This window comes from Burkholderia cepacia ATCC 25416 (assembly GCF_001411495.1).
Lineage (GTDB): Bacteria > Pseudomonadota > Gammaproteobacteria > Burkholderiales > Burkholderiaceae > Burkholderia > Burkholderia cepacia.
The window spans coordinates 1,751,747-1,770,948 of the sequence record NZ_CP012982.1; the positions used below are offsets into that span (position 1 = coordinate 1,751,747).

The window sequence follows — 19,202 nt, forward strand, 5'->3', positions numbered from 1 at the left end:
ATGCCAGGCTGGCCGGTGTTTGGTGGGATGTAAAACGTCAAGAAAGCCGTGCTTTTCGACGTTTTGCGTCGATGTTCGACGCGGTTGAGATTTTTTCAGTCGCATCGAGGCGATATGATTTCTCCAGCCCCAACACCGTCGGCCAATCCACGACGCGCGCCAGCATTGCTGCGACGCGGCCCCGCAAGCACGAGAGAGTTGTATGCCGGACACGCCAATCGTCATCGTTGAACACGCCCGCAGGCGAACCGCTCAAGTCCGGTCCGGCGACGTCCCCGCCGCCTTGCAGGATGGTCCCAAGTGGGTGTGCCGTATCGTCACGGATCACGCCCAGAGATCCTGCGAAGGGCGCCGATCCGCTGCAAGCGCGGCTGAAATGCTCGGCCGACTGAAGCCTGCGAACGTCGCGTTGACGGACCCTGTCCCGAGCGCCGGCGGCTGGCTGGCGCGCGCTTCGACCGACGAGGCGGGCCGGTGTCGAGCCTATGCGCATCTCGGTGCGAACCGGATCCTCGAGATGGTCGGCATGCCGGGCGTCGGTCCGTGGCTCGACGAGCACGACACCTGGTGGCCCGGCGCGTACGAGCTGCCGCTGCTCGAGCAGTTGTCCGCGGACGAGTCGCCTCTGCGCAACCTGCTTGGCGCCACTGCGCCCGCCCATCTGCTGATGAGCCTGACAGAAGTCGACGGCACCGCACTCGTGACCGAATCGGACGATGGCATCGAGCGCCCGTTCCGTATTCCTGCAGGTGTGGACACGATCCATTTCGAACCCGTATGCATCCGCGGGCCAGCCGCGCAGTGGCGCGAAACGCTCGTTACCGCGTTCGACCGTGTCCGGCATCTGGTCGGGCTCAGATCGGCCCGCCCTTTTTATCTTTGACGCAAGTACCCGTTCTCCGGCAGGCCACGCCATGACCGACGCACTCGACTCCTTCGACCGCAAGATCCTGAATATCGTCCAGCGCGATTGCACCGCGACGGCGGACGCCATTGCCGAACGGATCGGTCTGTCCACCTCGGCCGTGCAGAAGCGGCTGAAACGCATGCGCACCGAAAAGATCATTTCAGCGGAAATCGCGGTGGTCGATCGCGCGGCGGTCGGCAGGCCGATGACGTTCATTGCGGCAATCGAGATCGAACGCGAAAACTACGAGACGGTCGCCAGGTTCCGCGAGTGGTCGAAGGCGCACGACGAAATCCAGCAGATCTACTACGTGACCGGCTCCGTCGACCTGATCGCGATCATCACCGCACGCGACGTCGAGGCGTACGACCGGCTGTCCGCGCGGATCATGCAGAGCAACCCGATGATCCGCCGGATCAACACGAATGTCGTGCTGAGCGCGGTCAAGGTCGGGCTGTTCGTGCCGGTCGACAAGGACGACGAACCGCCGGCCACCTGACGCAATTGCTTCGCGCGGCAACGGGCGATCCGCCCGTTCCGCATGACAAACCGCAACGGATGACTACCTGATTCGGGCGAAACGACTAATTTGAAAATCGATTCGCACGACTAACCTGTATCACGTGATCAATGAACAGGAGATGATCGAGATGGAACTCAAACTGGCACTGGTCGGTTTCGGCGGAGTCAATCAGGGACTGGTCGAACTGCTCAAAAAGAAGCGTGCAATGCTGGGGGCGGCGGGACTCGACGTATCGGTGACGATGGTCGCCGACCTGCGGCTCGGGATCGCGACGAATCCTCGCGGTATCGCGCTGGACGTCCTCGACGAAACCGCGCGGCGGGGCGTCGATGCGGAAGCGTTGCGCCGCGATCCGGGCACGCTGGTGTCGCCGGACGTCGGCCTCGGTGCGGTGCTGAAGGCCATCGCATCGGACCACGTGGATGTCGTCGTCGAGGCGACCTTCACTGATCCGAACACCGGCGAGCCTGCGCTGTCGCATTGCCGTACCGCGCTCGAATGCGGCAAGCACGTGATCACGACCAACAAGGGGCCGATCGCGCTCGCGCAGCCGGCACTGGCGCGGATCGCCGCGCAATCGGGTGCCTGTATGATGTACGAGGGCACGGTGATGAGCGGCACGCCGGTGCTGCGGCAGCTCGCGACCTCGCTGCGCGGCTGCGACATCAACGGCTTCGCCGGCATCCTGAACGGCACGTCGAATTACGTCCTCGGTGAGGTCGAGGCCGGCGCGAGCTTCGATGCGGCGATCCGGGATGCGCAGCAGCGCGGCTATGCGGAGGCGAATCCGGCGGCCGACGTCAACGGTTCGGACGTACAGCTGAAAGTCGTCATTCTGGCGAACGCGCTGTGGAATGCCGGCCTCAAGCGTGGCGACGTGACGTGCCGCGGCATCGTGGAATTGACCGAGCACGACGTGCGCGCGGCGGCGGCGGAGCGCATGTCGTGGCGGTTGATCGGTTCTGCCGTCCGTCATCCGGACGGCACCGTGACCGCGAGCGTCGAACCGCGCAAGCTCCCGGCCGGCCATCCGCTGCTTGCCGCGAGCGGCGTCACGAACGCGATCACGTTCGACACCGACGTACTCGGCGGCGTGACGATCAGCGGGCCGGGTGCCGGCCGTGAGGAAACGGCGTTCGCGATTCTCTCCGACCTGATCGAACTCGCGGACAGAATCGGCGCAACCTCGCACGAGGTGGCGGCATGAGCGCGCGCGATGCGGTGATGACCGACTGCACGGGAGCCGGCGTGGCCGATGTTCGGTCGCCCTATGACGGCTCGATCGTCGGCCAGGTTCGCCTGTCGCCTGCAGATGCGGCGCCGGTCCTCGTCGAGCGCGCGCTCGACGGCGCGCGCGCGGCCGCAACCCTGCCACGCAGCCGGCGGGCCGACATCCTGTTTCGCGCGGCCGCGAGCGTGGAAGCACAAGCGGAGACATTCGCACGCACGATCGCGCTCGAAGCGGGCAAGCCGCTGCGGCAGGCCCGCAAGGAAGTCGCGCGCTGCGTGAACACGCTGCGCCTGTCGGGCGAGGAAGCGAAGCGACTGGCCGGCGAGACGATCCCGTTCGACGGGTATCCCGGCTCCGAGGATCGCAGCGGCTACTACACGCAGGAGCCGCTGGGCGTGATTCTCGCGATCACGCCCTTCAACGACCCGCTGAACCTCGTTGCACACAAGCTCGGGCCGGCGCTCGCGACCGGCAATGCGGTCATCCTGAAGCCCTCGTTGCTCGCGCCGCTGTCGGCGCAGGCCCTCGTCGAGGTTCTGTGGGAAGCCGGGGCGTCGCGCGACGCGCTGCAGATCGTGCATGGCGGCGCGGATATCGCGTCGGCTCTGGTACGCGACCGGCGGATCCGGATGGTGACCTTTACCGGCGGCCCGCAGACCGGCGAAGCCATCACGCGCGATGCGGGACTCAAGAAGATCGCGATGGACCTGGGCGGAAATGCGCCGGTGATCGTCATGGCCGACTGCGACCTGAAGGATGCCGCCGAATCCTGCGTGTCGGGCGCGTTCTGGGCGGCGGGACAGAACTGCATCGGCACACAGCGGATCTTCGTCGCTGAGGCCGCATACGAGCCGTTCGTCCGGTATTTCGTCGAGCTGACCGGCAGGATGGTCGTCGGCGACCCACTGGACGATGCGACCGACATGGGGCCGATGATCGGCGAGGAACAGGCGATCCGCGTCGAACGCTGGGTCGACGAAGCGGTCTCGTGCGGTGCGACGGTGCTGAGCGGTCATCGCCGACGCGGGGCGCTGTATGAACCGACGGTGCTCGCGGATGTGCCGCACGACGCGCGCGTATGGACCGACGAGGTGTTCGCGCCGGTCGTGACGATCGAGAAATTCACCGACCTGCAGCAGGCGCTCGATGCGGCCAACGCGTCGGAGAGCTGCCTGCATGCAGGCGTGTTCACCAGCCGGCTGGAGGTGGCGCTCGACGCGGCGGAGCAACTGCAGGCGGGCGGCGTGATGATCAACGATTCTTCCGACTACCGCTTCGACGGCATGCCGTTCGGCGGATTCAAGCATGGGTCGCTGGGCCGCGAAGGCGTTCGGTTTGCGATGACGGAAATGACGCAGCCGAAGGTGGTCTGCTTCAGGCGCAACCGGCGGCTGTCGAGCTGATGCGCAAGCGCCGGCGCCTGGCGGGCCGGCGCGGCGCGAACCGGAGCGGTGTGGTGAGCAACGTATCGAAGAAGGAGTCGAGGATGCCAGCAGCAATTCCTGCATGCAAACCGGCGGCGGACGCGCTGGTGGTCGAGGATATTCACAAGTCGTTCGGCGGTGTCGAGGTGCTGAAGGGCATCTCGCTGACCGCGAGGAATCACGAGGTCGTGTCGATCCTCGGCAGCAGCGGGTCAGGCAAGAGTACGTTCCTCAGATGCATCAACCTGCTGGAAATGCCCGACCGCGGCCGGATCTGCGTGAACGGCGAAACGCTCGCGCTGAAGCCGGCGGGCCGCGACGGCGCGCTCGTCGCGGCCGATGCGCAGCAGGTGATGCGCGTGCGCCGCAAGCTCGCGATGGTGTTCCAGCAGTTCAATCTCTGGGCGCACATGACCGTGCTGCAGAACGTGATGTTCGTGCCGGTGCGCGTGCTCGGCGTGCCGAAGCGCGACGCCCGCGACAAGGCGATCGCGATGCTCGAACGGGTCGGGCTCGCCGGCAAGTGCGAACACTATCCGAACCAGCTGTCGGGCGGCCAGCAGCAGCGCGTCGCGATTGCACGTGCACTCGCGACCGACCCCGACGTGATGCTGTTCGACGAGCCGACGTCGGCGCTCGATCCCGAGCTCGTCGGTGAAGTGTTGAAAGTGATGCGCTCGCTGGCCGACGAGGGACGCACGATGCTCGTCGTCACGCACGAGATGGGGTTTGCACGCGAAGTCGCGAACCGGGTCGTGTTCGTCCATCAGGGAAGAATCGAGGAAGACGGCAGTCCCGATGAGGTGTTCGCGAGCCAGAAGTCGCCGCGTTTCCAGAAGTTTCTGTCCAGCATCATCTGATGCGGATTCGTTGTCAACCGGAGAGGAAACCATGAAGAAGCTGCTTCAGTCGCTGTGCGTGGGCGCGGCATTGCTCGGCTCGGTCGCGCACGCCGAGCAGGTCGTGCGGATCGGCACGCTCGCCGATTACGCGCCGTTCGAATACAAGGATGCATCCGGCAAGCTGCAGGGCATGGAGATCGACGTCGGCAAGAAGATGTGCGACACGATGAAGGTCAAGTGCCAGTGGGTGACGATGGATTTCGACGCGCTGATTCCGGCGCTCAAGGCGAAGCAGATCGATGCGGTGCTCGCGCAGATGTCGAAGACGCCGGAGCGTGAGCAATCGGTGGACTTCTCGCACATTTTCACGACGGCGCCCGTGCAGCTCGTCGCGAAGCAGGGCTCGGGCATCACGGACAACGCCGCCACGCTGCGTGGCAAGACGATCGGCGTTCAGACGGCCTCGACGCACGAATCCTATCTGCGCCGCCGCCTGCCGGCGAGCAAGTCGGGGATCAACGTGAAGGTCTATCAGACACTCGACGAGGCCTGGCTCGATCTCGAGGCAGGGCGCGTCGATGCGGTGTTCGCCGACAACACGGTCGCGTACGACTGGCTGACGAAGGCCGGCAGGAAGGAAGGCTTCGACTTCGTCGGCAAGCCGATCGCCGATGCGGAGATCTTCGGCGACGGTACGGCGATCGCGGTACGCAAGGGCGACGCGCCGCTGAAGGCGCTGTTCGACAAGGGCATCGTGCAGGTGCAGGCGGATGGCACGTTCGCCGCAGCCAACAAGCGCTATTTCCCGTTCAGCATCGCGCCGCAATAACCGCGTATCGGGACCGCGCGGTCGCCGGACGGCGGCCTGCGCGAATCGGGCTCACAAGGAGCGATATTACGATGGACATCTTGGTGAACTACGGCGCGCAGATCGCGGCTGGCGCGCTCGTCACGCTGGAGCTCGCGGTCGCCGCGCTGTGCGTCGGCATGTTGCTCGGCATCGCCGGCGCATCGGCAAAGCTGTCGAGCCTGGGGTGGCTCAGACATGCGACCTATGCGCTGACCAATTTCCTGCGCGGCATTCCCGAGTTCCTGATCCTGTTGATCTGCTACTTCGGGCTGTCGCATCTGCTCAACGCGCAATTCGATGGCGCCATCGTCATCAGCCCGTTCTCGGCCGGCGTGATCGCGCTCGCCGTGGTGTTCGGCGCCTACTCGTCGGAGATGTTCCGCGGCGCGTTCATCGCGGTGCCGGCCGGACAGATCGAGGCCGCGCGCGCGTACGGGATGACACGCCTGCAGACACTGTGGTACGTGCGTCTGCCGCAGGCGTGGCGCATCTGCCTGCCGAGCCTGAACAACATGTGGCAGAACTTGCTGAAGGACACGTCGCTGGTGTCGATCGTCGGGCTCGAGGACATGCTGCGCAAGGCCAACATCGCCGCGCAGTTCACCAAGCAGCCATTCGTCTTCTACATGACGGTCGGCATCGTCTATTTCGGCTTTCTTGCCGTATCCAACCCCGTGTTCGCGTGGCTCGAGCGCATCGCGGGCCGCGGTTACGCAAAACGCACCTGACGGGGGCCACGTGATGAACGACTTTCTTTCCCTCATCGTGCAGTCCGGCCCGGACGTCGCGCGCGGCATATGGATCACGCTCGAGCTGCTGGTGCTGTCCTGCACGCTTGCGTTCGCGCTCGCGGTGCCGCTGGCGGTCGCGCGCACGTCGGCGTGCCGGTGGCTGTCGACACCGAGCCGCCTGTTCATGTCGGTGTTTCGCGGCACGCCGCTGCTGGTGCAGATTTTCGTGCTGTATTACGGGCTCGCGCAGTTCTCCATCGTGCGTGCGTCGCCTCTGTGGCTGCTGGTCGGCGGATCGTTCTCGTGTGCGTTGTGCGCGCTGACGCTCAATCTCGCGGCGTACATGGCGGAAGACATCCGGGGCGGGATCGCCGGCGTCCCCGCCGGCGAGAAGGAAGCCGCGCTCGCGTTCGGGTTGAGCCGCTTCATGCTCACCTGGTTCGTGATCGTGCCGCGCGCGATCGGCATCGTCGCGCCGACGCTCGGCAACGAGATCGTGCTGCAGCTGAAGTCGACCGCGCTTGCCAGCACGATCACCGTGCTCGACCTGACCGGTGTCGCACGCCGCATCGCGATCGAAACCTATACGACCGATGCGCTGATGCTGGCCGGCATCGTGTACGTCGGCATCACGGCGGTGCTTTCGACCGTGCTCAAACGCATCGAAGGCCTGCTGAATCGCCATCTGGGCAGCGCGCGTGCTTGACAGGCGCCGAATGAACGCGACACAACCAACGATCCGAGGACGACATGGGATACAAGCTTGAAACGCTGGCGCTGGCTGCGGACCGCGACGTGACCGACGAGAAGTCGGTCGCGCCGGCGATCCACTATTCGGCGGTGTTCAAGGCAGCCGGCAGCGAGGAATTCGCGGAGATGTCGAGCGTGCCGCAGCATCCGCGCAACTACACCCGCTACGGCAATCCCGTTCACGAGCGCGTGAAGGCGGTCATGGCGGAGCTCGAGGGCACCGAGACTGCGCTCGTCACCGCATCCGGAATGGGCGCGATCGCGACCGCGATCCTCAGTGTCGTGAAGGCCGGCGATCACGTCGTCGGACAGACGCGTCATTACATGAGCACCACGAAAATGCTCGACGACATGCTGCGCCGGTTCGGTGTCGAGGTGACGTTCGTCGACCAGACCGACGTGGTCGCGTTCGATCGTGCGATCCGGCCGAATACGCGGCTGATCGTGCTCGAGTCGCCGGTCAATCCGCTGCTGCTCGTGACCGACATCGCCGCGGTGACTGAAATCGCAAGGGCGCGCGGCATCCTGACGCTCGCGGACAACACGTTCGCGTCGCCGGTCAATCAGCAGCCGCACCGGCTCGGTGTCGACATCGTCGTGCACAGCGCGACCAAGTATCTGGGCGGTCATCACGACCTGACCGGCGGCGTGATCTGTACGAGCCACGTGCTCGCAGAGCAGATCTGGCATACGCACATCACGCTCGGCTCGGTGCTGTCCCCGATGGACGCGTGGCTGCTGCTGCGCGGGCTGCGCACGCTGCCGATGCGCGTCGAGCGGATCAACGCGAACGCTCAGGCGCTCGCCGAATTCCTCGAAGCGCACGCGAAGATCGAACGCGTGTTTTATCCGGGCCTGCGCAGCCATCCGCAGCACGGACTCGCATGCCGGCAAATGCGCGGCTTCGGCGGTGTGGTGGCGTTCGGCGTGCGGGGAGGCTACGGCGAAGCGCAGCGCTTTGTCGAGGCGCTGCGCTTGCCGCTGAATGCAGGCAATCTCGGCGGCGTCGATTCGCTCGCGATCCATACGGCATCCATGTGGGCGGGCACGATGTCGGCGGAGCAAATGCGCGCTGCCGACATTCCGCTCAATTTCATCCGCTATTCGGTCGGCATCGAGCACATCGACGACCTGAAAAGCGATATCGCGCAAGCATTGGAGCAGATCTGACACGGACCGGTGCGCACGCTCGATCGACGTCTCGTGTGCGTCGCGCCGACCTTTGAATCGATTCGGGCACGAGATGCGCGGATTGCAACGACGGAGCACGGACTATGCATGACATCACAGTACTCGACGGCGGCATGGGGCGCGAACTGGCGCGGATGGGGGCGCCGTTCAGGCAGCCGGAGTGGTCGGCACTCGCGCTGATGGAAGCGCCGCATTACGTCGGCCTTGCGCACGACGCATTCGTCGCGGCGGGTGCTGACGTGATCACCGCAAACAGCTATGCGGTCGTGCCGTTCCATATCGGCGAGGAGCGGTTCCGTCGCGACGGAGTCGCGCTCGCGGCCCTTGCCGGGCAACTCGCGCGGCAAGCGGCGGACCGCGCAGGGCGGCCCGTGCGCGTCGCAGGATCGCTTCCGCCGACTGGCGGTTCCTACCGCCCCGATCTGTTCGACGCGGCGCGCGCCGATGCCATCTTGGCGACGCTCGTCGATGGGCTCGATCCCTACGTCGACCTGTGGCTGGCCGAGACGCAGAGCCTGACCGACGAGATCGGCGCGGTCCGGCGAGCGCTGGGTGAGAATCCGAAGCCGCTCTGGGTCTCGTTCACGCTGCGCGATGACGTCGAAGCAGACGCCACGCCGGTATTGCGATCGGGGCAGACGCTCGGCGAAGCGATCGACGCCGCCGTGTCCGCGCGCGCGACCGCGCTGCTGTTCAATTGCAGCCAGCCGGAGGCGATGGGTGCGGCGATCGAGACGGTGCAGCGCGGGCTTGCGCGAACGGGAACGTCGCTCGTGATCGGCGCCTATGCGAACGCGTTTCCGCCTCAGCGCGCCGATGCGCGTGCGAACGAGGAACTCCACGGTTTGCGCGGCGACATCGATCCGCCAGGCTATGCAAGATGGGCGGAGCAGTGGCTTGCGCTGGGCGCGCGGATCGTCGGCGGATGCTGCGGAATCGGCCCCGGCCACATCGCGGCATTGCGCGACGCGGTCGATGCACGCGGTGCCCGGCACACCGGGCTCGGCGAATGAAGATCGACGGCCTGGACCAGAAGATAATCGACGCGTTGTGTGCCGATGCGCGGATTCCGCTCGCGGTGCTGGCCGACAGGATCGGTTTGTCCAGGCAAGCGGTCCGGAACCGGATCGACCGGCTCGAAGCACTGAACATCATTGCAGGCTATACGGTGCGGCTCGCATTGCCCGATGAGGTCGTGCCGGTGCGCGCCGTGATGCTGGTTTACCGCAAGGACCGGATGCGCGGTGCGGACGTGCTTGCCGCACTCGAGCGGATCGCCGAGGTGCGTGATTGCGCGGTGCTCAGCGGCGAGGTCGATTTGCTCGTACAGATAGAGGCCGCCACACACGAGCGCGTCAGCGACATCTGGGCGACGATCAGTGCGATGGACGGTGTGCAGAACATGACGACCAGCTTCGTGCTCGATTCGGTTGTCCACAAGCGTTGACCAAACTGGCGCGACGGGAAAGGAGCAGGTGGGGTAGCTTGCCGATCATGACCCGATCCTGTCATTCGCCTGTACTTCGGCTGCAACATCCGACTGTCGGCCCTGCCCGGGTATCGGACTCTCGCCTATCGATCAGTCTTCTCGCGCAAGCCGCAGCAAGATGTCGGCGAGGGCTCGAATTTTCGGTTGTGCCGCACGTTGGGACGGATATACGAGGAAGTAGGAAAGGCCGTCCTGAACCACGTCCTCAAACGGCGTCACCAGCGATCCGGCACGGAGCCGGTCTCGTGCCATTCGTGGGTCGCCGATTGCAATTCCGTGTCCATCCATCGATGCCGCGAGCGTCAATTCGAGGGTATCGAATACAAGTCCACGTTCTGCATCGATCTGGAGCGCCCCAACATGATCGAGCCAGCATCTCCACTCCGCGTGGCTGGGCCCGGGATGGAGCAAATCGACATGCGCAAGGTCGGCAACGGATCGCAGTGATGTTGCCAATGCGGGCGCGCACATCGGCGTGAGCGTCTCGGAAAACAGCGGTACCGCTTCCATACCGGTCCACTGTCCCGTGCCTCGCACAATGATGGCATCGACGTCGGACGTAGTGAAATCTGGCGTATCGTCCGCGGATGTCGAAATACGAAGCTCCGTCCCGCTCATGGCGCAATGAATGTCCGGCAGTCGCGGGAGCAACCATCGAATGGCGAACGTGGACGGCAACTTCAAGGTGAGAACCGAGGTCGTCCGCGCATGGAAGTTTGCGTGCTGAACCAATTGCGTAAGCACGTTGACCGCGACCGTCAGCAGTCCATTTCCTTCTGCTGTCAACGTCAGACCCGATACGTGGCGCACAAAGAGCGCGCATCGATAATGCGTTTCCAACTGCTGTATCTGGCGGCTCACCGCGCCTTGCGTACGGCATAGATGAGCCGCCGCCTTGCTGACGCTGCCGAGCTGCGCCGCGGCGACGAATGACTGAATCGCTGCCAACGGTGGGAGGGGCCGCGTCAGGTCAGCCAGCGGATATGCATGCGCTGCATACCCGGATTGCACATTTTTCGATTGTTCGGTCATCGGTGCGTCGCTATCGTGCGTCTACCGGATGCCCTGTTCTTGCGAATGAACGGGGTTGTCAACGAATGATCGGAGGATAATTTTGGACTCAACGTCGGGATCACTATATACGGAACAGGTTCGCGCGTACCTTCGGGAACTGGAGCGAGGCGATGTCGGTGCCATCTGCGCGCTATTTACGCCGGACGCGCAGATTTTCTCGCCATTTCTCGGCTGGATGCATCCTGAGGCCTTTTTTTCGAAGGTCGCTGCCGCGTCGGGAGAAAGCAAGATTACACCGATCGATATCTGCGTCAGCGCGAGTGGGGCTCGACGTGCGACAGGTTACTTCATCTACGACTGGGGCCTGAAAGACGGATCGGCGGTGCGCTTCGAGTGCGTCGACGTGTTCGAGTTCGACATCGCGGGGCTCATCGAACGGATGATCATTGTCTACGACACCCATCCGATTCGGAGTACGGTCGGCGACAAGTACGCGTAGCGGAATCGATGTCGCTCAATACCGAAGGCTGGTTTACGGGGAGGTAGCCGACAAGCTGCAAGCGGGTCTCGGCCGGCCGTTCAGCCGTTCGGTGTGGAGCGAGCAGTATTTGCTGGATGAGCTGCCGCGCGACCCGAACGATATGATGCGCAAGTATCGTGCGGCTTGTGCACAAGGGTGAGGGGGCGCATGGGACAAGAGTGGGACGGTCAATCGACGCCACGCCATTCCGGTCACCGACGTTGCATCGTGGATCAATGCAAACCTTACTTCGGGCCGCAGCGAGCAATCGTGAGTACTACCATCCAGACAAACGGCATCGACGACAGCTTCCCCGAACAAAAAGCGCGACCTCGGCGATGGGTGCGGGCTCCCGTATTCCGTACTGACTTCAACCGAATTCTGCTCGGCGAAGTCGGCGTGTGGAAGCAAAGTGGCAGATGGCGGAAGTTGCTTGTCAGCGGTCATTGACGCCGCTGAAGATTGGATGACGGGTTAGGGGCGAACAGCGGCCGCTCGCCAGCGCACAATCGATCTCCCTTCTTTGGAGAGGAGGTTGACATGGAAACGCTTAATTCTTCCGCTGCCGGGCGGGTGCCGTGGAACAAGAGCAGATTGACCGGACAGAACGGGATCAAGCCCTCCCCAAAGGCCCGTTGTGCCGAACAGCTCATGCAGATGCAAGGTATCGCGCAGCCTTACGCAAATCGGGGACGGTTGTTCAAGATCCAACCGAACTAGATGTTCGGAGTACCTCAAGAGTTTCCAATATCGAGCGTCTGGGTGATTGGTGGCGTTCAGTTGACGAGCCGATGGCCGTGATACGGCAGCGAACTCTGACGTGACGGATTGGATCCACATGCATACAGTCTCGGCGTGGTCCGTGCGCGCAGGGCCTTCGAAAAATGCTTCGCGTGGAGGGGCTCGGGACATGGCCGGCGTTCGGAGTGCTCCTCGTCGATCCAGCTGGAGCCGCGAAATTTAGTGGCCTTAGTCGAATAACATGAAAAATTGCTAATCGATATCCGGGATTGTTATTTCCGTGTCACATTTTGGTAAACTCACGCGCAGCCGCCAGCAATTTAGAACAGCAACATCCGGCGGGTCATAACGAATCAAACTGAGAGACCGTCGTGAATATCCGAGAGTCGTTCCGCAATTTCATATCGGGAATCGATGCGAATCGCCGGCCGGTCGTGCTGAATTGGGGTAAGGCGCAGCACGCGCTGGCATCACAGGTTGCGTTGCAGCACGCGAGCATCCATGAAAGCATGATGACCGGCATCAGCGGCTATCTGACCTGCATTTCGCAGCAGGGCGATCTGCCTCCGAAGCTTTTCATTGGTGCGCCGGTCTCAGTCGGTATCGTCACCGATCGCGGCCAACTGCGTGCCATCAACGCAATCGTCAGCGCCGTGCAGATCGGCCGGACCGACGGAGAGCTGACGGTTTACCAGTTCACCGTGACCGACGCAGTGAACCTGCTGCAAAAGCGCACCAACTCTCGCATCTTCCGTAACGTCAGCGTTGTCGATGTGCTTGGAGTTGTCCTGAACGAATGGCGACAGCGTAGCGTGGCCCTCGCGCAGGCTTTCGAATTCGATCTGTCTCAACTCGACAGGTCCCGCTACCCGAGTCGATCTTTCGTACGTCAGGTCAATGAATCTGATGCCCGTTTCATCTCCAGGATTGCGCGTCGCGACGGCATCACGATGTTTGTGCGCGCCGGACGGGTGAGCGGTGAGACGAAAGACGGCGATCCTCCCGTGCATACGCTGGTGTTCTGCGACGACCCTCAGAAACTGAACGAGTCCGCCGCGGGTACGGTGCGCGTCCATCCGCGAGACGCTGGAACGGAGCAGCGCGACACCATCACCGCTTTGACGATGCGCCAGCAACTGATTTCGGGGGAATCGGGGCGACCTTCGTGGGACTACCGATATGCCCGTGTGGACCAGTCGAGCGCATCGACAAAGATCGATCAAGGCGAATCGGGCAACGATCTCGCGAAATTGCTGACGGACATCGTGATCGACGTCCCGCATATGGCGGACTCCTGGGCGGACCACGAGCGGATGACGGAGGATCGCATTCTGGCTCATGAAGCGCAGGCGGTTCGATACGACGGCGTGAGCGGAATTCGCGACCTCGCAGTCGGCTCATGGATCACGATCGCCGGAGATGATGAGTGGGGCACGCTCCCGTCCGACAAGCAACAATTCGTGATCACGTCGCTGCACCACGAAGTCTGGAACAATCTGCCCAAGGGGTTGAACGAGCGTGCGCAGGCGCTGTTCGCGGCCAGCCATACGCTTCAACGGCCGCGAACGATGACCGACGGCGATCCGTCCGGGCAGGATACGCGCTACGAGAATACATTCTCGTGCGTGCCGCGCGGCACGCCGCTCACGCCGCTTTACGATCCCAAGACTGATCTTCCGCCGACGCCGCTGATTACCGGACGCGTAGTCGGGGTCGATGGAGAGGAAGTCAGTTGCGACGAGAATGGCTGCGTGTTCGTGCAGATTCTCGGTCAGGATTCTCGCGATCATGCGCATGCGCAGGGTGCCGGAACGAACAGCAACGAGAGCGACAGCGCACCGATTCGCGTGGCATCCAGTCTGGCTGGGCCGAATTTCGGGGAGACTTTCTTGCCGCGGGTGGGCACCGAAGTTCTGCTCGGGAGCCTCGGCGGGGATCCGGACCGGCTGGTCATCATCGGCGTGCTGGCAAACGGCGCGAACATGCCGGCGAGTTTCACTCATACGGGCAGTCTGCCGGGCAATCGCTTTCTTTCCGGTATCAAGACGAAGGAAATCAAGGGGCAGCGCTACAACCAGCTTCGTCTCGACGACACGCCGCAGCAAATCAGCGCGCAGCTTGCATCGGAGCATGCGCATAGCCAGTTGAATCTCGGCTACCTGACTCAACCACGCGATAACGGACAGGGCGCAGACCGCGGCCAAGGCGCCGAATTGCGCACGGACGCGGCAGCCGCGCTGCGTGCGGCGCAAGGGATGCTTCTGACGACATACGCGCGTACACAGGCGAGCGGCGGACAGCTTGATCGCGATGAACTCGTCGAGTTGCTCGGCGAATGCGCGGAGCTGTTCAAGGCGTTGGGAGACTACGCCGGACAGCACGGCGGCACGGCGACCGATGCGACGGGACAGCAAGCTGTCGTGACCGCCTTCAAGGGATGGACACCGGGTGGCCACGCTTCAGGCGACGATCGTGCATCGAACGCCGGCGCAGGCGACTCTCAGGCGCTGATGGCATTTGGCGCAAAGGCGGGGGCGCTCAATATCACCCCGAAGACTTACGTGACCTACGCCGGCGAGAACATCGATCAGATCGCGCGGCAGAACCTGCAATTCGCTGGCGGTCAGCGCGTGATCACGACGGCTGGCCAAGGCATCCACCTGTTCGGGCGCGGTGAAGGCGTCCGCGCGATTGCCGGCGAAGGTCCCGTTGTCTTGCAGGCGCAACAGGACACGCTTGCGGCGACTGCCCAGAAGGGAATACAGATCATGTCCGTTGGCGACGAGGTGTTGATCTCGGGCAAGTCGATTCGGCTCGTCGCGGAAGACGGAAGCTACGTGAAAATCGGTGGCGGCGTCGAGGTCGGTTCAGACGGTGCGTTCACTGCTCACACGGCGGGACATGATTTCGTCGGCCCGAACACGGACCACGTTGCGCCGCCGGCGTTCAATCGCGGCGGTGCCGATCAGAAGTTCCGCTTGCGGTACCCCGGTACCGACGGCGATGACGGTACGCATCCCGTACCGAACCGTCCATACAAGATCACGTTGCGCAACGGCCAGGTCATTAATGGGGTGTCGGATGCACACGGGTTGACGGAGCTGGCATCCAGCGACGCGATGCACATCGCTCATATTCAGGTTTTCGACGTTTAAGGCAGGCGGTCATGTCCGATACCACAACCTCGTCGCCCCGGATTGTTGGCGAACGCAAGGCGATTCTCAATTGCAACCGGCCGCAGGATGCGTGCGTCAATACCGACGTGCAAAATCGCTTTCCGTGCACGACGATCCTGATCCATGGTGTGAATGACCTCGGAACGGATTTCGGTACGGTCGAAGGCGGACTGTGCGAAGGATTGAACGACCGCCTCGGTCGTTCCGATTTCAAGGGCGCCGAGTACTCGCACGGCCGCATGGCGAACGACCCGAGCAAGGTGAGCGTTGCCGACATGATGAAGAACATGGACGATGTCATTTATCGTCGGCAGGAAAGCGAAGAGACAAAGAGTCCGTTGATTCCGTTTTATTGGGGGTTACGCGTCGGGAAGGAGGATTTGCCCCGAGACCCCAATAAGGAGACCGTCAACGGCCAGTACGTCGACCGGTTCGGCAACCGCCTTGATGAACACCGCGCGCGCAACGGCGGATTCTTCGCCAATGCGACCAATAACATCCCCGACATGTTCGACTCGAATTTCAAAGGGGGAATGACGACGAAAATTCTCGACCGGATGCAGGGCGACCCGACGCACCCGCTTCGCGAAGCGGAAAATCGGCATTACATGGTGCTGGCAGCTCGGCGGCTCGCGGCATTGGTGCGGCAAATCCGCCTTGTCGATCCGGACGGGACAGTCAACATCATTGCGCACAGTCAGGGCACGCTGATATCGCTGCTCGCCCAGGCCTATCTCGTCGAGGGGCTGATTCCAAACCAATGTGGCCCGGCCGACCGTCCTGCCGACACGCTGGTCCTGATCGACTCGCCCTACAGCTTGAGCGAGGAGTTCATGGATCGGTTGCTGCAACGCGGGGACCAGCAGCAGACGGCTTACGCGCGTGCAAAGACCCTGGCAAATCTGGCCGGGCATGTGGCGAACGGCAAATATCCGACGCCGCCGCTCGAACAATTGAAATACGAGCCAGGACGGGACAATTTTGGCATCGTCGGCCCAACCTGGGATCCCGCGCAGGCGACGCGCCTGAGCGGGTTGCAAGGCAACGAATGCGTCGTGTTCGCCGAGCGCGACAATCGCGGCAAAGTGTATATGTACTTCAGCCCGGAGGATGCGACCGTCGGCCTGCGCGGCGTCAATGGCATGGGGTGCTCGGGCTTGCCCGACTCAATCGATGTGCGTGCGGCGCAGCGGGGAAGCAAGCTCGAGAAAATTAATCTGCTGTCGGCGGCTTTCCGGCAGCGTGTTTTTACCCGGCGTCTGCGGCAGGGCAAGCCGGTTCAGGTTGGTACGCCGCCCGGGAACTTTACGGTGCGGGAAAAGGGCGAAACATCCCATGGCTTGCCCGGCGGCTTCACGACATGGGTGAAATCGACGCAGATAGACGTCGGCACCGAGCGCAATATCAATGGCGAAGCATTGACGCCACCGTTCGATCCCGAAATGGAAGGCAATGTGCTGCCTGGAACGGAGGCAACGCCGCTCTCGGAAAAAAATACCGGCGAGTATGCGCCCGGCAAACAAGCCATTGACCAGCTCGAAGCGGAAATTGCCCTGAGCACGAACAGTGGCGAAGGTGCGTTGCAGCCGTTGCCTGCACAAATCATCGACTGGCCAACGAGCGAGGATGGGACGTTGCCGACCTCCGCTGAGGTGGAGGCGTCGTTGAACGCGGGCAAGGATCCCGACGATCAGTGCAAGGTCGGCCGGGTCGTGTCGACGGTACCGCCGTCGCCCGGGCACATCGTCGTTTATCGTCAGGAGACGCTCAACGAAGCCAAGGTTCGGCTGATGAATGAACATCGGGGAGAAAGTTCATATCACTCGGCGGTCATGAGCGGTCGTAGAAATCACCGCTGTGCGACCGCATTCGATGTGTCGGTAGGCCAAGCGCGTGCGCTCGACGATCCGGACTGGGCAAAACTCCTGCGGGCTATTGCTGATTGGAGACTTCCGGAGAGCGATATAGTAAAAGCCGAGAGAAAACTCGGCAAAAAGCTCGACTCCGTAACGTCCGACATAGTAAAAGCCAATTGCAGCTATTACGAAAGCGGAGTTTTCCCGGAAGACGATATCGTGCCGAAGGATTTTCCTGAAGGTGTGGTCAGTGAAACCAGGAAAGATCGAAATAGTGAAGTTGTAAAAGAAGCACGATCGGTACATTGAAAAATTGACGCGCCATGATTACGACAAACGTCACACGACCACCGGCTGCACGAATATTTCTGCTTTCACTCGCAATCCTGACTCTCTTGTGGATTGCAGTCGTCGAATTTGTTGTTGGAAGGGAGGGGTTCTTGGGAGGAAATATTGCAATGTATCGACGCTTGTCGCTGTTGATCTTGCCGCCGCTGTTGTTGGCGGCAGGCGTCAGTATCGCCTATGGCGCCTCGTTGCGTAGAGACTCGCCGCCTCGAGACACGCCGGCGGCCGCTCGTCCATCCAGCGCAAACGAAGCTGTCGTTGCCGGGGACGGGTCCAGGGATGCGCGGTTCACGTTGGAAATACGCCGTTTTGGCGTCGCCGTTGACCGGTTTCGCCAGCGTGCGCTATTGATGCGGCTGGACGAGGCAGGGGGCAGCGGAACGTTGCTCCTGCAGGATCCCAAACAATATCCGTGGTCGAGTAGCGATCGAAGCTTTGCGGGACATAAGCGCGAGAACAACGTCTTCGGCTATACGTTGCGCGGATGGGTCGATTATTGGCCGATTCCCGTGATAGTGGCCGGGCCGCCGCGAAACGAGAGTGATCCGGATGCGGACCGGATGGCAACCCACATCAGTAGTGCGGATAACGGGGCGGGGATTGGTAATACCCTTTATACGAGACTCGATGAAATACATACTGCGCACGGGGACGAGGTAGTCTCTAGAGTATTTGATATCTTTGACCGCGAGCCGGACTTGCCGGCAGTGGTATTGCTGGTTGAGGATGGAATCAATACGCGATCCTATTTGGGCACTCCGGGCGCCGATTACCTGGGTTTGTCCACAAAAGATGGAAACTTCGTACCAAAGAATCCTGACAGTTACGTTGCGTTGCTGGTGACGAGAAAGGACCGAGTCGACCGACTGATTCGTCCATATGTGGTGGACGCACCGGAGGCAATCGACAACAGCCAGACCCAATATGACGTGATCAAGCTGTGGAATTATTTCTGGCAGCTTCAGAAAGCCCACTGGAAGAAGGGTGAAAAGGAGATGCCGGTGGATTATTGGCAGGCGAAGCTCCCCGAGTTCTGGAAGACTGCGTCGTTGAAGATGCCGGACGGCTTCAAGCCGAACCCGTGGGTGCCGATTCCCTGGACCACGTGGCAGTTGAAGGAGTATGACAAATGGCCGGTTCTGGCCAATCTGCATCGGCCGGTGCGAGTCGATCTGAGCAACGGGCACGGGGCGCCGTTGAAGAAGGGCGAGCGAATCGAAAAGATCCGCGCCGGCTGGCAGCAGGCTGTGGGTGCGCTTGCGCCCGGCGAGCAGCCGGGACGCATGTTCTACGATACTGGCGCCTCGACCGCCAATCTCGCGTTGCTGGTGCAGTCGCTGCACGACAACCCGCAGCATGTCGATATTGACGATCCGAAAGACGCCTTCGACATGCAGCGCCGTATCGGCGGCGACACCGGAACGAGCTCGATCTGGGTCCAGACCGCGCTGGCGCTGATGATGGGTTATGGCGACGGGAAGACGAGCGCACTGATCAACCTGCGGGATCCGCTGCATGCCACGATCGTCATGCTGACGCCGCCGGACGCCGCGTCGCGGCAGGCGCATCCGCAGACGTTCAGCTGGGATTTCTGACGGACCGGATCGAC

General features: G+C 62.5%; 17 protein-coding genes and 1 pseudogene. 17 read left to right on the top strand and 1 reads right to left on the bottom strand.

The genetic code is table 11. From position 1 onward, the window contains the following. Positions 1–202: 202 nt before the first annotated feature. From APZ15_RS25155 to APZ15_RS25205, 11 genes are all read left to right on the top strand, one after another. The gene (locus APZ15_RS25155) at positions 203–883 is read left to right on the top strand and encodes a hypothetical protein (RefSeq protein ID WP_027790146.1); all 681 of its coding nucleotides are present in this window, start codon (positions 203–205) and stop codon (positions 881–883) included. A gap of 31 nt (positions 884–914) precedes the next feature. Then, on the top strand, positions 915–1,406 hold the full coding sequence (locus APZ15_RS25160) for an Lrp/AsnC family transcriptional regulator (protein ID WP_027790145.1): 492 nt from the start codon (positions 915–917) through the stop codon (positions 1,404–1,406). Positions 1,407–1,557: 151 nt separating this feature from the next. After that, positions 1,558–2,637 carry a homoserine dehydrogenase gene (locus APZ15_RS25165; RefSeq protein ID WP_027790144.1) on the top strand — a complete coding sequence of 360 codons (1,080 nt, stop codon included), beginning with the start codon at positions 1,558–1,560 and terminating at the stop codon, positions 2,635–2,637. Then, the gene (locus tag APZ15_RS25170; protein WP_027790143.1) at positions 2,634–4,064 is read left to right on the top strand and encodes an aldehyde dehydrogenase family protein; all 1,431 of its coding nucleotides are present in this window, start codon (positions 2,634–2,636) and stop codon (positions 4,062–4,064) included. Before APZ15_RS25165 ends, APZ15_RS25170 begins: the two co-directional genes overlap by 4 nt. Positions 4,065–4,147: 83 nt before the next feature. Then, positions 4,148–4,945: an ABC transporter ATP-binding protein gene (locus APZ15_RS25175; RefSeq protein WP_034196105.1), complete on the top strand. Its 798-nt coding sequence runs from the start codon at positions 4,148–4,150 to the stop codon at positions 4,943–4,945. A gap of 31 nt (positions 4,946–4,976) precedes the next feature. Then, positions 4,977–5,756 carry a transporter substrate-binding domain-containing protein gene (locus APZ15_RS25180; protein ID WP_027790141.1) on the top strand — a complete coding sequence of 260 codons (780 nt, stop codon included), beginning with the start codon at positions 4,977–4,979 and terminating at the stop codon, positions 5,754–5,756. 71 nt (positions 5,757–5,827) lie between these two features. Further along, positions 5,828–6,505 carry an ABC transporter permease gene (locus APZ15_RS25185; protein ID WP_027790140.1) on the top strand — a complete coding sequence of 226 codons (678 nt, stop codon included), beginning with the start codon at positions 5,828–5,830 and terminating at the stop codon, positions 6,503–6,505. Positions 6,506–6,518: 13 nt separating this feature from the next. Then, the gene (locus APZ15_RS25190) at positions 6,519–7,214 is read left to right on the top strand and encodes an ABC transporter permease (RefSeq protein ID WP_027790139.1); all 696 of its coding nucleotides are present in this window, start codon (positions 6,519–6,521) and stop codon (positions 7,212–7,214) included. A 44-nt stretch (positions 7,215–7,258) separates the two neighbouring features. Next, entirely contained in the window at positions 7,259–8,428 is a 1,170-nt protein-coding gene (locus APZ15_RS25195; protein WP_027790138.1) for a trans-sulfuration enzyme family protein, read from the top strand. 104 nt (positions 8,429–8,532) lie between these two features. Further along, entirely contained in the window at positions 8,533–9,462 is a 930-nt protein-coding gene (locus APZ15_RS25200; protein WP_027790137.1) for a homocysteine S-methyltransferase family protein, read from the top strand. Continuing rightward, a complete protein-coding gene (locus tag APZ15_RS25205) occupies positions 9,459–9,896 on the top strand; it encodes an Lrp/AsnC family transcriptional regulator (protein ID WP_027790136.1) in 438 nt (145 codons plus the stop codon). The genes APZ15_RS25200 and APZ15_RS25205 overlap by 4 nt, the downstream gene beginning before the upstream one ends. 132 nt (positions 9,897–10,028) lie before the next feature. On the opposite strand, the gene APZ15_RS25210 is transcribed toward APZ15_RS25205, so the two are convergent. Beyond that, positions 10,029–10,970, bottom strand: a complete 942-nt coding sequence (locus APZ15_RS25210) for a LysR substrate-binding domain-containing protein (RefSeq protein ID WP_027790135.1) — start codon at positions 10,968–10,970, stop codon at positions 10,029–10,031. Between the two features lie 82 nt (positions 10,971–11,052). Here APZ15_RS25210 and APZ15_RS25215 point away from each other — a divergent pair, with 82 nt between their 5' ends. From APZ15_RS25215 to APZ15_RS25230, 6 genes and pseudogenes are all read left to right on the top strand, one after another. After that, a complete protein-coding gene (locus tag APZ15_RS25215; protein ID WP_027790134.1) occupies positions 11,053–11,451 on the top strand; it encodes a nuclear transport factor 2 family protein in 399 nt (132 codons plus the stop codon). A gap of 28 nt (positions 11,452–11,479) precedes the next feature. Beyond that, positions 11,480–11,746, top strand: a pseudogene (locus tag APZ15_RS42260) (aromatic alcohol reductase); the annotation flags it as partial. Positions 11,747–12,012: 266 nt separating this feature from the next. Beyond that, positions 12,013–12,192 carry a hypothetical protein gene (locus APZ15_RS41830; protein WP_152825506.1) on the top strand — a complete coding sequence of 60 codons (180 nt, stop codon included), beginning with the start codon at positions 12,013–12,015 and terminating at the stop codon, positions 12,190–12,192. A gap of 392 nt (positions 12,193–12,584) precedes the next feature. Next, positions 12,585–15,368 (top strand): type VI secretion system Vgr family protein, encoded by a 2,784-nt coding sequence (locus APZ15_RS25220; protein ID WP_027790133.1) that lies wholly within the window; start codon positions 12,585–12,587, stop codon positions 15,366–15,368. 11 nt (positions 15,369–15,379) lie between these two features. Continuing rightward, positions 15,380–17,554 (top strand): T6SS effector phospholipase Tle3 domain-containing protein, encoded by a 2,175-nt coding sequence (locus APZ15_RS25225; RefSeq protein WP_027790132.1) that lies wholly within the window; start codon positions 15,380–15,382, stop codon positions 17,552–17,554. Positions 17,555–17,703: 149 nt separating this feature from the next. Beyond that, a complete protein-coding gene (locus APZ15_RS25230; protein ID WP_034195993.1) occupies positions 17,704–19,188 on the top strand; it encodes a type VI lipase adapter Tla3 domain-containing protein in 1,485 nt (494 codons plus the stop codon). Positions 19,189–19,202 lie beyond the last annotated feature (14 nt).

Coding starts and splice junctions, on each gene's coding strand:
- APZ15_RS25155 (WP_027790146.1), top strand. CDS start 203: ATGCCGGACACGCCAATCGTCATCGTTGAACACGCCCGCAGGCGAACC.
- APZ15_RS25160 (WP_027790145.1), top strand. CDS start 915: ATGACCGACGCACTCGACTCCTTCGACCGCAAGATCCTGAATATCGTC.
- APZ15_RS25165 (WP_027790144.1), top strand. CDS start 1,558: ATGGAACTCAAACTGGCACTGGTCGGTTTCGGCGGAGTCAATCAGGGA.
- APZ15_RS25170 (WP_027790143.1), top strand. CDS start 2,634: ATGAGCGCGCGCGATGCGGTGATGACCGACTGCACGGGAGCCGGCGTG.
- APZ15_RS25175 (WP_034196105.1), top strand. CDS start 4,148: ATGCCAGCAGCAATTCCTGCATGCAAACCGGCGGCGGACGCGCTGGTG.
- APZ15_RS25180 (WP_027790141.1), top strand. CDS start 4,977: ATGAAGAAGCTGCTTCAGTCGCTGTGCGTGGGCGCGGCATTGCTCGGC.
- APZ15_RS25185 (WP_027790140.1), top strand. CDS start 5,828: ATGGACATCTTGGTGAACTACGGCGCGCAGATCGCGGCTGGCGCGCTC.
- APZ15_RS25190 (WP_027790139.1), top strand. CDS start 6,519: ATGAACGACTTTCTTTCCCTCATCGTGCAGTCCGGCCCGGACGTCGCG.
- APZ15_RS25195 (WP_027790138.1), top strand. CDS start 7,259: ATGGGATACAAGCTTGAAACGCTGGCGCTGGCTGCGGACCGCGACGTG.
- APZ15_RS25200 (WP_027790137.1), top strand. CDS start 8,533: ATGCATGACATCACAGTACTCGACGGCGGCATGGGGCGCGAACTGGCG.
- APZ15_RS25205 (WP_027790136.1), top strand. CDS start 9,459: ATGAAGATCGACGGCCTGGACCAGAAGATAATCGACGCGTTGTGTGCC.
- APZ15_RS25210 (WP_027790135.1), bottom strand. CDS start 10,970: ATGACCGAACAATCGAAAAATGTGCAATCCGGGTATGCAGCGCATGCA.
- APZ15_RS41830 (WP_152825506.1), top strand. CDS start 12,013: ATGGAAACGCTTAATTCTTCCGCTGCCGGGCGGGTGCCGTGGAACAAG.
- APZ15_RS25225 (WP_027790132.1), top strand. CDS start 15,380: ATGTCCGATACCACAACCTCGTCGCCCCGGATTGTTGGCGAACGCAAG.
- APZ15_RS25230 (WP_034195993.1), top strand. CDS start 17,704: ATGTATCGACGCTTGTCGCTGTTGATCTTGCCGCCGCTGTTGTTGGCG.